This is a genomic window from Aeromicrobium changchenzhani (assembly GCF_057586615.1).
This window is the reverse complement of record NZ_CM172480.1, coordinates 1,090,111-1,102,748: the sequence shown is the minus strand read 5'-3', so window position 1 is coordinate 1,102,748 and position 12,638 is coordinate 1,090,111. Positions and strand designations below refer to the sequence as shown.

The 12,638-nt window shown below is 61.6% G+C and carries 8 protein-coding genes and 1 pseudogene; 3 read left to right on the top strand and 6 right to left on the bottom strand.

The features are described 5' to 3' along the window. Positions 1 to 7 precede the first annotated feature (7 nt). The 4 genes from AC2YB9_RS05535 to AC2YB9_RS05520 all read right to left on the bottom strand — a co-directional run bounded on the left by AC2YB9_RS05535 (position 8) and on the right by AC2YB9_RS05520 (position 4,446). Positions 8 to 1,102 (bottom strand): ABC transporter substrate-binding protein, encoded by a 1,095-nt coding sequence (locus tag AC2YB9_RS05535; RefSeq protein ID WP_487267753.1) that lies wholly within the window; start codon positions 1,100 to 1,102, stop codon positions 8 to 10. A gap of 112 nt (positions 1,103 to 1,214) precedes the next feature. After that, a complete protein-coding gene (locus AC2YB9_RS05530) occupies positions 1,215 to 2,846 on the bottom strand; it encodes an AMP-binding protein (protein ID WP_487267752.1) in 1,632 nt (543 codons plus the stop codon). Continuing rightward, positions 2,843 to 3,664: an alpha/beta fold hydrolase gene (locus AC2YB9_RS05525; RefSeq protein ID WP_487267751.1), complete on the bottom strand. Its 822-nt coding sequence runs from the start codon at positions 3,662 to 3,664 to the stop codon at positions 2,843 to 2,845. Before AC2YB9_RS05525 ends, AC2YB9_RS05530 begins: the two co-directional genes overlap by 4 nt. After that, the gene (locus tag AC2YB9_RS05520; protein WP_487267750.1) at positions 3,661 to 4,446 is read right to left on the bottom strand and encodes a hypothetical protein; all 786 of its coding nucleotides are present in this window, start codon (positions 4,444 to 4,446) and stop codon (positions 3,661 to 3,663) included. The genes AC2YB9_RS05525 and AC2YB9_RS05520 overlap by 4 nt, the downstream gene beginning before the upstream one ends. 29 nt (positions 4,447 to 4,475) lie before the next feature. Between AC2YB9_RS05520 and AC2YB9_RS05515 the strand changes: the two genes are divergently transcribed. Both AC2YB9_RS05515 and AC2YB9_RS05510 read left to right on the top strand, forming a co-directional pair. Then, positions 4,476 to 5,105 (top strand): TetR-type transcription factor C-terminal domain-containing protein, encoded by a 630-nt coding sequence (locus tag AC2YB9_RS05515; RefSeq protein ID WP_487267749.1) that lies wholly within the window; start codon positions 4,476 to 4,478, stop codon positions 5,103 to 5,105. Positions 5,106 to 5,247: 142 nt separating this feature from the next. Then, positions 5,248 to 5,861 (top strand): annotated as a pseudogene (locus tag AC2YB9_RS05510) (recombinase family protein). A 191-nt stretch (positions 5,862 to 6,052) separates the two neighbouring features. Here AC2YB9_RS05510 and AC2YB9_RS05505 read toward each other — a convergent pair. Together AC2YB9_RS05505 and AC2YB9_RS05500 are read right to left on the bottom strand one after the other, a co-directional pair. Continuing rightward, complete coding sequence (locus AC2YB9_RS05505; RefSeq protein WP_487267748.1) at positions 6,053 to 8,311, bottom strand: restriction endonuclease; 2,259 nt, start codon at positions 8,309 to 8,311, stop codon at positions 6,053 to 6,055. An 877-nt stretch (positions 8,312 to 9,188) separates the two neighbouring features. Beyond that, positions 9,189 to 9,998 (bottom strand): hypothetical protein, encoded by an 810-nt coding sequence (locus AC2YB9_RS05500; protein WP_487267747.1) that lies wholly within the window; start codon positions 9,996 to 9,998, stop codon positions 9,189 to 9,191. A gap of 791 nt (positions 9,999 to 10,789) precedes the next feature. Here AC2YB9_RS05500 and AC2YB9_RS05495 point away from each other — a divergent pair. Continuing rightward, a complete protein-coding gene (locus AC2YB9_RS05495) occupies positions 10,790 to 12,130 on the top strand; it encodes a hypothetical protein (RefSeq protein WP_487267746.1) in 1,341 nt (446 codons plus the stop codon). Positions 12,131 to 12,638: the final 508 nt, after the last annotated feature.

The window sequence follows — 12,638 nt, the reverse complement described above, 5'->3', positions numbered from 1 at the left end:
TGGTGGGTCAGCGGCCGTAGTTCTCAGCGAGCGTCTTGACCTTGCCGCCCTCGACGACGCCGACGTTGATCGGCCGCGATGCGACGCCGCCCTCGAAGGTCAGGTCGGAGCCGTAGACAGAGTGGAACGTCTTGATCTCGTTGATGGCCTTGATGATGTCCTCGCCGGTGACGTCGCTGTCGTCCTTCAGAGCCACCGCGTAGGCCTGGGCGAAGACCTTCACGGCGTCGTAGTAGTTGCCGATGTACGAGCTGGTCGGCGCCTCGCCGTACGCCTTCTTGTATCGGCTGACAAAGGCCGGCTCGGGGTTGAACGGGATCGACGTCAAGATCAAGCCCTCGGCCGCCTTGTTGGCGAGAACCTCGGGGATGGCGGCCCAGGAGGTGTTCGCCATCGGGACGTCCCAACCGATCTCGCGGACCTGGCTGACGATGTTGTTGGTGTCCTGACCGAAGGCGCCGATCACCAACACGTCGGCACCGGAGGCGCGCAACTTGGTGAGCTGGGAGCGATAATCGGTGCCCTGGTACTCACCGCTCTCCTCTGCGACGACCTGGCCACCATCGGCCTTGTAAGCCTTGCTGAAACTGTCGCGAGCCGACTCACCGCCGTCGTCACTGGTATAGATCACGGCAGCCTTCTTGAACTTCTTCTCATCGATGAGGTACTTGGCCAGGACGCCGCTCTCGTTTTTCACCAGCGGAATGGTATTGAGCAGGAAGTCGCCGGCGGCGCCCAGCGCGTCGCTCTGGGCACCTCCGTTCATCACGGGAATCTTTTTGCCCGTGGCGATCGGCATCAAGGCTAGGGTCTGGCTCGAGAACGAGCTCAGCACCATCTTGACGTCGTTGCCAATCAGCTTCTGGAACGCCGTGACCGCCGGCCCGGGAAGGGCGCGAGTGTCCTCGACCGCGAGCTTGAGCTTGTGCTTGCCGGCGATACCGCCCTCGGCGTTGATGTCCTTGACAGCCAGCGCGGCCCCGTGATCGAAATAGTCGCCGTAAACGGCCTGCGGACCGCTAGTGGCCCAGAGGCCTCCGATCAGCACGTCGCCGTTAGCCGAGCCCGCAGAGCCGCCCGCACCGCACGCGGCCGTGGTCATAGTCAGCGCCGCGATCGCGGAAACTGCGAAGTAGCGCTTCAATCGTGCCTGCATTATTACCTCCGTTTGTAGGCCGACGGGCGGCCGTTGGGTGTTAGTGGGGTTCGTGTGTTCAGGATGCGGGCCCGGCCCGGAGCCAGACCGCAGCCTGCTCGCGCAGCGCCGCAACCCGGACCTTTGTGCCGTTGGTACCCGACGTAATCGGCATCTCCGCGACCGTGATGACCGTGCTTGGCACCTTGAACTTCGCCAGGCTGTCGGCGCACCAGGAACGAAGCTCATCGCTCGTCGGGGTAGGCAGCTCTGACCGAAGCACCACGAAGCCAACGGCCACGGTGCCGCCGGCCTCTGAGGGCACCCCAACCACCTTGGCGAGGGCCACCGCTGGATGGGCGCTCAGCCGCAGCTCGATCTCGGAAGGTTCGACGAGAAAGCCATGGAGTCGCAGGACGTCGCCCATGCGACATACGAAACGGAAGGAGTCGTCGCCGACGCGGCGACCCATGTCGCCGCTACGGAACCAACCGTCCACCGTAAAAGTACCTTCGGACAGCGACGGATCGCCCAGGTAGGCATCCACGACACAACAACCTCGGAACTGTAGCTCGCCCTCGCCGTCCTCGGGGACCTCCTCGTTGGTGACGGGGTCCGCAACCCGATACTCAATCGCGGTCGACACGACCGTGCCACCGCCATCGACTGCTCGGTCTAGCGGCGTGCCCTCTCGCCAGAAGGCGGCAAGGGCATAGAGCTCGGACGATCCGTAGACACCGCCGACCCACGTGCCGAACTCTCGCCGCGCCCAGTCCGCCACCTCACGGGATCGACCCTCAAAGTCAGCGATGCCGATCCAACGAAGGACTAGGGGCACGCGATGCTCCGCCCAAGCGGCCCGCAACCGGCCGAAGATATCGTCGGCCCCTGCGGCGTGCGTCACTTGGCAGGCAACCATGTCGTCGAGCACCCCTACGGGGTCGAACACTGGCTCTAGGAGAGCGCTCGCGCCGGTCAGAACCGCGGCCATGACGGGCGTGAAGCCGAAGACACCAGACAACGGGAGGGCTCCCAGCACCGTGTCTCCGGCGCTAATTCCAGCTGCCACCGCGACCGCGCGGGAGTGGGCAACGAGACCCGTCTCGGAGTGGGCCGCGATCTTGGACCGACCGGTTGACCCGGAGGTAGTGAAGGAAACCGCCAACGCCATCCGCGGGAACGGGGTGAGTGGCTCCACGCCAGGCGACGCGGCGAAGGCCCGAACTCCACCACCTAGATTGTAGGTCGACACGTCAGTCGCCGGGCCCGCACCGGGAGCCGCAACGACCAAGACGCCGGGCGCCGTGACATCGACATTCGCGAAGGCGGCCTGTAGACGTCGGGCCAGGTCCAGGCCGTGGAAGTCGTGCGCCACCACCACGACCGAGGGACGAGCCATCTCCAAGACGTGCCTGACCTCGGCGGTGTTGTACCGCGTGTTGACGCCGACCACGTGCGCGCCCAGCGAGAGCACGGCCAACTGAGCGGCGACCGCGGTCGACCAGTTCGGCAGCCAGACCGCAACGCAGTCGCCCTCGCCCACCCCGAGGAAGCGCAAGTCCTCCGCCAGGGACGCGGCCGTCGCAGCGAGCTCGACGCGGCTTACCACCGTGGGCGGCGCCTGGCCCGCGTGGGCGTCGTACAAGACCGTGGCCGCCGGGTCCTGCTCGACCAGGTCGGTGAAGACGTCGAGAAAGCCGAGACCGGTCATCGTACCGTGACCTCCATGTCCCGGACCCAGGCATCGAGTAGCTGGGCGAAGTCCTCCATCTCCTCCATGGGATAGTGGCCGACCCCGTCTAGGAGGACGAACGTTGCGCCCGGCACCTCGGCCGCCGCCCGCTTGACGGCGCCCGCATCGACCCACAGGTCGTCGGTCCCGGCGACGAAGGTCATCGGGCAGCCGACCCCGGGCAGGTCTTGGCGTAGGTCGTGGCCGCACCAGCCGATGAGGTCGCTGTTGGACACGATTGGGTCCTCGCGGCAGTGCATCCGCGCGATGAGGGCCGCCCGTGCCTCGGGGACGTGCCGACCGATCACCGCCCGCGTGCCCAGGTGCGTGCGATCCCTGCGGGCCGGCGCGGCGCTGTCCTCGAGCTCGCGGACCAGCGCGTGCAGCTTCCCTCGGCCGGGACCGGGCTCGGCGCACATTGACACCGAGCCGGCAAGGCGCTGGCCGTGCCGGACCGCCAGCTCCTGCGCGATCTTGCCGCCGATCGAGCATCCAACCACCACCGGCGTTTCGATCCGCAGCTCGTCCATGACACCGACCAGCCAGTTGGCGTACCAGGACACCTCCGTGACCGGGCCGTGGGCCGCGGGCTCGCTGTGCCCATGACCGGGCAGGTCAGGCACGACCACCCGATAGCCGCGGGTGGTGAGTTCCTCGAGCACATGGCGCCACTGCACGCCACTCTGCCCGGCTGTGTGGAGCACCAGCAGGGTGATACCGATTGGGTCGGTGGGGACCGTCTCCTGTACGAAACCGATCCGACCGTCAACGACGACGTGGTGGGCGTGGAGCCTCATCGCACGGCCTCCGCGACCGTGGCGGCGAGGACACAGGCCGTGTCGACGACGATCTCCAGCGCCTTCGTCAGCCGGAGGTACTCGTAGGGATCGCCCGTGACGTCAAACTCCCCGCGCATCAGCCGCACACCGAACGGCACGGGAGTGCCGGTGAGGACGTCGGCCCAGGTCCGGGCGTCAGTGCCGAACGTGAACGTCGCACCATGCGGCGAGCGCCGAGTCACTTCGATGACGCGACCCCGGTACAGCCGCAACTCCACTATGCGCTCGTCGGACCTCAACCCTATGGCTCCGTCCCAGGTGGCCACCGCCTCCGTGAACCGCGGGTCGGTCGCCAGCAGCGTGGCAAGCTCATCGCCCCAAGCGAGAGTGCCGACATCGCGGTGCTGACGACGCCCGGAGGCATCGTCAGCTCGCAGGACGTCGGCGGTGGTGCCCGCGTACACAACATGGCCGGCCGTGGTTCGCAGTTCGTGGTGCCAGGTGACCTGCCCGCTGTTGCCATCCAAGTGCGGCTCGAGCCGCACCACCACGGTGCGCAGCGACAGCTCCGCGACGTTCGGGACCGAGCAGACGATGTCGCCGTCAACGTGTACGTGACGAACCACGGCGTCGCGCTGGACGCCGCTTTCCAGCCACAGCCTCGCCACTTGTGCCGCCACCGCAGCCGGGTGAGCCGACGGGGCGAGGGCAGACAGCACCGCTGGTTCGGTGACGAATGTGTCACCGATCTCTAGGTCGTCGAACACGGAAATCCTCCAGTAGGATGTGAGGGTAGTCACGAACGATCGTTCGTACGTAGTATGTATGTATGACATCACCCAGTCAAGACCCTCGTCCAAAATCTCAGAAGAAGCGCCGTCCCAACGAGGCGGCGATCTTCGCGGCCTCACTGGAGGCGTTCGCGGCGCTCGGGTTCAACGGCGCCTCGATGCGGGAAATCGCCACGCGGGCCGGTACGAGCCTCGCGAACATGTACAACTACGTGCCCTGCAAGGCCGACCTGCTCGCGCAAGTTTTGCGGCGGGCCAACGACGACCTGCTGTCCAAGCTCCGCGATGCACTCGAGGCCGCCGGTGCAACTTCGACCGAGCAGATGCGCACCGCCGTCGAGACCTACGTGCTGTGGAGCGCAACCAACCAGTCGGCAGGAATCATCGCCATCGGAGAATTCCGCTATTTGACCGGCCCCCAACGCCGGGCCGTCGTGAGCGCGCGGGACGACACCCAACGCTTGTTCACAGAGATCGCCGAGCGCGGCGTCCGCGACGGCGAGTTCGCCAATCCTTACCCTCGCCATGCCGCCCGCAACATCGTGCTGCTCTGCTCAGCCTTCGCCACTTGGTACCGGCCGGACGGGGGCAGCACCGCGGTGGAGATAGCTGCGATTCAGAGTCGGCTGGCGCTTGGGATGCTCGAGGTTCGCCCCTCGTCCATCTGACTCGGTCGGACAAGCCAGTAGGTCAGCTGGGAACGTTTCTCGTTTGGGTACACCCCAAAGTGACAACTGCCAAGTATTCGTCAGAGTGTCCACCTAGACTCCATGCAGAGTTATTGGACAGTTATGTCGAGAGGGTCTGGAGATGGTTGAGCACAAAGGGCAGACCGTTGGATACGTTCGCGTCAGCAGTGCCGATCAGAAAACCGACTGGCAAGACCTTGGCGACGTCGACCGAATCTTCGAAGACAAGATCTCCGGCAAAGACCGGAACCGGCCCGCACTCGCCGAGCTACTCCATTCGTCCATGAAGGCGACATCATCAGGGTGCATTCGATGGATCGACTTGCGCGCTCCCTGAGCGATCTGGTCGCACTGGTAACTGAGATGACCTCGGCCGGCGTGACCGTGGAATACGCCAAAGAGCAACTCATATTCAAACCAGGAACCAACGACCCGTACGCCGAATTCCAGATGCACATTCTCGGTGCCGTCGCCCAGCTGGAACGTTCCATCATCCGCGAACGCCAATCCGAAGGTATCGCCAAAACCAAAGCTCGCGGGGTATATAAGGGCCGCAAACCCGGACTGACCACCGAACAGATCGCCGTAGCACGCGAACGTGTCGCCGCGGGCCTGCCGAAAGCAGCCATCGCACGAAACCTCGACGTCAGCCGCCAACCCTCTGCACCGCAATTGCCGAACAGCCGAGACCGTAATTGCAACCACCGTCAGCCGGCCGAAGCATATCCCGACTGAACACTCCGCCAGGCGACGTGCTGCCTTCCGCCCATAATGACGCGGCCAGGTGATTAGTCGGGCAGACAGTGACTTGGAACAGGTTGAATTTCGTGCCTTCGAGGTAGAGCCATTCGTGCGATTCGTACAGGAACGTCTCGCCGATCAGTGACGGTTGGGCGATCTAGGCCGGCGCCGTCCCGTCGCGTTATCTAGCGGCCCATGTCTCGGAGGTTCGACATCATCGCTGCGATCTCGGATGTGCCTTCTGATCCGCTCGAGGGCCCCGGACTGCCAAGATCTCGGTATTCCTCCCACTGACGCTCATGCGCCTCTTCAACGGCTGCGGCCATTTCCCCGTAACCAAAGACGTCGTCTGGATCTCCTTGGCCCAAGTGGTCCACCATGTCCCGCGCAGTAGACAGATTCGTGTAATGGCCGTCGTGCGCGAAAGATTCGGCTGCTCTTATTGCCATATCGTCCATGCGCTCGAACGTCGACGCCATGGCTGCTTGCGCAAGATCGCCTCCTAGATCGATTAGATAGCCCTCAACTGATCGCGCGATATCCCAATCCGATACATCACTCAGCAGATCATCGATGAACCATTCAGTCAGAGACCTCTCGTACCCGTTGGGCGGGGACGTGGCATCCGTCTCTCGTATGGCACGTATGGCCCGCACTGCGGCAGCAGGGTCGCTGGCATAGCTCGGGAACCCATTGGCGAGCGCATCGCCGCAGATCTGTTCGATCACCGAACTCCCGAGGACGCAGCCAATTTCAATTGCTTGGCCCAGAAATTGCAGCCATTCGTCGCAGTCAGGGTCGCTCAATTCGGCGGGGAGGAGGGCAGAAACTCGGCTCTCGATAAGCTCGCTCATTGTTTTGAGGCGCGCCAGCAGCTCGTCCCCGCCATATCCGTCGGCCACGACGAACATGGTCGCGATTTGTTCGAACGATTGCGCGCGCTCGATCACGGATCTGACCGAGGCGGGCTCCGATGACAAACGTGCACGAAGGAAGTCACGTATCGACGGATTGTGCAATTCCAAGCGCGCGGTGCGTCCTGAGCCGACCGGCCGGAGTACTCGCAGAAGCGTCCCTTCCAGCATCGCAACAGTTGTTTTGACCGTTCGGTGAGGATTGCCGCCATCTGCGGCCACGGAACTCTTAGCCCAGATGTCCACGGCGGCGTCGAAATCGATCGGATGAAGATGTGTGTAGACAACCAGGACGAGGTCCGCCTCCGCCTGGCTGAGCTGGTTGTCGAACATGTGGGACCACAGGGCATCAGGGTTGTCGAGATTCTCAATCAGCGACTGAGCGGTCTCAGTCGGCTCTGAATCCTGGCCCGCAGACTCGATCGTTAGAGCTACCAGTCGCGGGCTGAAATTTCGGTGATTGATGATCGGCCCATATACGTCTGGTTCGGCGAACGTAGCGAGGACGTCGTTTGGCAGGTTCGAGAAGCAAAGATGGTTGTAGAGAATTTCGGCCTTGGTGGCTAGCCCGTACTTGTCGATGTCGAGAATGAACTTAGATAGTTCCAAGTTTTGGGCATTCATGATTCGTTCAGACCTGATCCGAGCTTGCGCGAGGATGTACTCGCGTGAAGTCATCACGAGCAACTTGTTCGGGCTGCGCGAGACATTCTTGATCAGTTGAACCAGTCGAGAGTCTTCGCTCGTGTCCACGGTGTCCCGCAGTGAGGTCTGGCCAAGGAAATCGTCATAGTAGAAGAGTTGTTTGACCGAGTCGTCCCATACCTTCAGTGCTTCATCGATGTCTCCGGCGATCTCGTACAACTCATACCCGTCAGCCGCACACGAAGCCGCCATCGCGTGCGCGAGAGTGGTCTTCCCGATCCCTGGGATGCCGACAATCACGCAGGCTCGGTGCGCCTCGAGGATCGCCATTGCCTCGTCAAATGCGCGACTTGGTGCGAATGTGCGGAGCGTTTCGACTACTTCCTCCGAAAAGAAGGCGGCCCGCTTGTGTATGTCCCGATTCAGCAGCGCGTCGAGGACCTGGGCGCTCGCAAGCCACAGACGAATATGCCGACGAACCAATTCGGGCTGTTCGCGGAGGATCGCCTCAATTTCGTCGGCCCCGTAGATGTCACCGGTGGTGAGCAGAAACGGTTTCAACAGATCGACCAGGACATCTTTTGATGCCGGAGTTAGCTCGACTGTGGTCGCAACTATGTAGCGGTCCGGTGCGGCCGCTACAACCTTGTCAGCTTCCACTCGCTTGTAGTGAGAAAGCAGCTTTGAGCGCCCAGACCTGCCCCAGTGCTTGCACTGAATTATCAGCTTGCTGCGGGTTTTCGGCGATATTCGTCGAAGGTCCACGCCTCCGTCCGCACCAGGCGCAAAGATCTCGAGCCGCTCTCCGAGAACCGTCTCGAAAATGTCCTTGCACACCGATTCGAAGTCAGTCGGTGTAAGTCGGTCGAGATCAAACTTGTCCATTGAGCGTCCTAGGTGAGGCAGGTTCCAAATTGAGCATCGATCATTTTCACCGATCTTGGCAGACATATTGACCTTCTTGCCGCGGGCGCGTGTCTGTGACACAGCACCCGCTACTGCTTTCGGTGATCGGTATTCGCGAGGCGGGAGGCCGCTAGCGTCGATCGCATGTCGAAATTCGGTGGTTCCACGCCAGACCTGCGTCTAACCGCCGCGGCTGGTGGGCCCGAGGCTCTAGTTACGGCCCTTTGCAAATTACGCGAGCGGGCCGACGGGTTGGACGAAAAACGCGAGTAGCCACAAAACCTTAGGGCCGCGCACATTGGCAGCGGGACGAGAAGCAAGGTCACGCAAGGCGGCAGCAGTGAGGACCGCCTCTGCCGCCCCGGCACGACAATCGTCCGTTGTTGACCGGTGGTGAGATCAGACCACTTTTCTTTGCCATGAACTGACGATATCTCTGGGGAGCAACAAGACTGGCCCACGGCGCATCGCCTGCTAGGCCAGATGCACTCGAGTGCATCATTCCGCCGCGTTTGACTTGGGCTGCTCCTCCTGCGCTCAACTCGACGATCGGCCACTTCTGCCACGATCCGCGCACATGTCGACGGGGGTCGCGCACCGAGCAACCTGACAGAGTTCGTCGAGACGGGTCCCTCTAAGGAAACATCGAAGCGTTATCTACGTCGCATCTCTCGGACAAAGATCCAGATGAGCCAGAAGCCGCCAGTGATCACACACAGGAGGATGTCCAGGCCGAAGTGCATTAGGCCGTAGTGCTGACGAGACATAATGAGACCCTCCGTGGCCATCGGTAGGTAAGCGAATATATCAAAAACGTCCTCGGATCGCACAGGTGTCCGACGGGGTTAGCGTCCAGTCAGCACAAGGAATCAGCCTGGGTGCTGGAGCGAGAAACGTTGTGATCGAGTCCATTGATCGATACGACGATAGTCTTCAAATCGCGGAAGTCACAGCCAATAAAGTTGAACCATGCGCGGCCAGACTGATTGGCCATTTCGTCCAGGTCAGCTTCTGACCATCCACCGTCGGTGGTGAGGTTTACCCGGAGGAACCCTGGTCCATCTTTCACCCCGTCGTAAAAACAAGACCAGTTCGTGTACGCGTCATCACAGAGGCTTGCGATGGGTTTGCCGCCGAGGTGAGCCACGTACGCCTTCTCCATGGCTTTAGCGTCATGGTTATTGGGGGGCTTCGGCGTCTGTTTTGGCGTCGCGAGGGCGGTGGTCGGCGTTGTCGCTTTCGGGGTGGGCATTGGTGACGGCTTCGTCGACGTCGCCGCCGGCGTCGGCGTCTTCGCCATAGGATCCGCATCGTCACCACCGCCAAGGTTGCTGGCCACGCCCGCAACCACGATCAGTACGACGACGACACCGGCCACGATGCCACCGATACGGGCCTGTTGACCCCGCGGCAGACGCTGGAACGCACCCACTTTCTGTGCCACCCACGCGTTCAACGTCTTGGGCCACACCCGACGGAACCGCATGTCCGTGCGCATCAGCGGGACGGCCTCCCGGGCGACCAGCTCCCAACCGTCAGACTCCCACTTCGCGATGCTGCGAGCCTCCATGCCACGGAGGGCGCGCACGTTCTTGTACTCAAACCGGTCGGGGTCCTCCGGCTCACGGTTGGGCAGACCTGGGCTGGACTCATCGCTCGTAGACACAACCGCGACCCTAACAAAAAGAGGCCCACCGCATCGGCGATTGACAGCATTCCGTCGTGACTGCCGAGTGCGAAGCAAGCTCGCTTGTCACGGTACCTAGGACTTGCGGACTGACCGGTTACCAAACAGGCCAGACGATCGCGACAGCAAACCGACTGCACTGCTATCAGCTTGGCTGATGGGGCTGCGGGCAATGCTACTACGAGCAGGGTAGTCCCCTCTGGAGCCACGCCTCATCACGGCACCTGGCGTCCCGCATACCGAAAGAGAGCCACACCCACGAACGGGTGGGCAGCCGCAAAGAGAGCGTTTCGCCAGGCACCTAGATCGAGTCTGGCCCGACACCGATCCTGAGGAAAGTCTCTAGTAGCCGCATATGACGCAACGGCGAAGGCTGCGAGGTTTGCGGCGACGTCGTAGACACGAACAGCGAAACGCCGGTTGCTGACGTGGGCGCCTGCGATCAACCATTGGCCACTTATCGTTGCCGCGCTGATGATCTCCGGCGTCGCTCTCCTGAGCGTCGTCACCGCATCCTGGCTATTCGAGCGCGTAGCGAAACTCGAGAAAGGCTCACAAACAGCAACCAGACGCGATGTGGAGACACTCACCCGTGAGGTAGCCGCAATGCGACATGCCTTGGAGCGTCAGTCGAAGATGTGAATGCCACAATTCCAGGCGGTGGATGCTGCGTGCAAGGATGTGCGTTTGAATATCGGGCTGACCGGTAAAACACACATTTTGAATCGTCGAAACGCTATGGTGCAGATTCAACCAATTCCGGAGGACACGTGGCTGAAGAATCATGGCATCACGCGAGGCTGATTCCCACGTCGGGAATTAATGGCTCACAGGAACAAGAGCGCCGTGCAACCTCAGCCTTGCTGGCTGTGTTGAGTATTGTGCCCGACTTCAGCAAAGCGCTCCTCGGTCCAATCGGCGCCGGGGCTGGCAATGTCGACACGTATATCGAAGTTCCGTTCGACCTATCGGGCTCCCGGATCTACCCCGACGGACTACTCCGCGTGACGCGAGGAGCCCGACGGTGGACCGCGCTTGTCGAGGTCAAAACCGGCAAAAACAAGCTCGAGACCACGCAACTTGAAAACTATCTCGACGTGGCAAAGGAACAAGAATTTGATGTTCTCCTGACCATTAGCAACGAAATCCCGCCAACGCCGGGACAACACCCCACCAAAGTTGACAAGCGCAAACTGAAAAAGGTGGCCTTGCACCATTGGTCATGGTCGTACGTTCTGTCGACTGCGATCGTTCAAAAGGAACATCGTGGTGTAGCCGATCCCGAACAAGCCTGGATATTGGGCGAACTCATCCGCTATCTGGAACATGAGCGTTCGGGTGCCCTCGAGCTTGAAGACATGAGCCAACACTGGGTGTCGATCCGAGATGCTGTCACTAACGGAATTCTGAGAGCGAACGATGACGGCGTCGTAGAGGTCGTGGGCCGGTTCGACGCGCTACTCCGATACGCGAGTCTGCGACTCGGCCAACGCCTAGGAACAGACGTGACTCAGCTATTGACACGAAAGGAAGCAGCCGAGCCCACAATTCGAGCCAATGCCCTGATCGACTCACTGGTCAACGCTGGCTCGATCACCGGTGCCATCCGAATCCCCAAGACCGTTTCACCGCTCACAATTACCGCCGACCTGCGCGCAAAACGCGTGATCTGCCATATCGATATAGAAGCACCGAAGGAAGGCCGATCCACCACACGCGTTAATTGGCTACTGCGCCAGTTGAAGAACGCCCGTGGCGATCTGCGCATCGAAGCGTCCCTCGCGCGAACCCGTGGAACCAACCCGGCAGAACTCCTAGATGATGTGCGCCAAAACCCGAAACTTCTTATCGGTGACGGAACGCGCGAGATCAACTCGTTCCGTGTCGCATTGTCCGTTCCGATGGGCAGCAAAGGTGGGCGCGGTCGGGGTGCGTTCATCGACTCCGTGCTCGACATGATCGATGAATTCTACGGCGAAACGTTAGAACATTTGAAAGCTTGGGCGCCCAACCCTCCCAAACTCCGAGAAACCGAACCTGTGCCCGACATTCCCGTCGCGTTGGTCTCCACTGCCAAGTCCTCCCAAGATGGACCCGAAACCGCCAGTTAAACGTTCCGTATCACTCGAACCGTGCTTTCACGCGTCCACAACCAGATGGCTCTCGACGCCGATCCGGCCTACGTCGAGGTTATGGAACAGGGCCTAACGTGAGCGCCGATAACGTCAGCTGCTGAGAACGAGCAAGGACTTCGCCGTCACGGAGAGCCTGACTTTGGCCCCTCGGCGTTGGCAAGACCTGCCCTATCGAGCCGCAGGGCAGCGACGCCTACGGCGAGTCATGACGTCCGTCAAACCTGTCGCGGAAGCTGCTTGACTGGGCCATCGGTCGGCACTCCTGGATCTGGAAGAGCACTCCTCGAGCAGTGCGCTTCCATAACGCGCCGTTGGCGTCCCGGAAATATAACTCCGGAAGGAGCGCAGCCGTCGCTGGAGATCAGAGCGTCCTGTAAGCGCTGTCCGGACGGGCATTCCGGGGTGGCGGAGTCATACGGAGATTCAGCTGCGTACTTTCGAAGGGTATTCCTCAGCGCATATAGGGATAGTGCGGCTCGGCCTT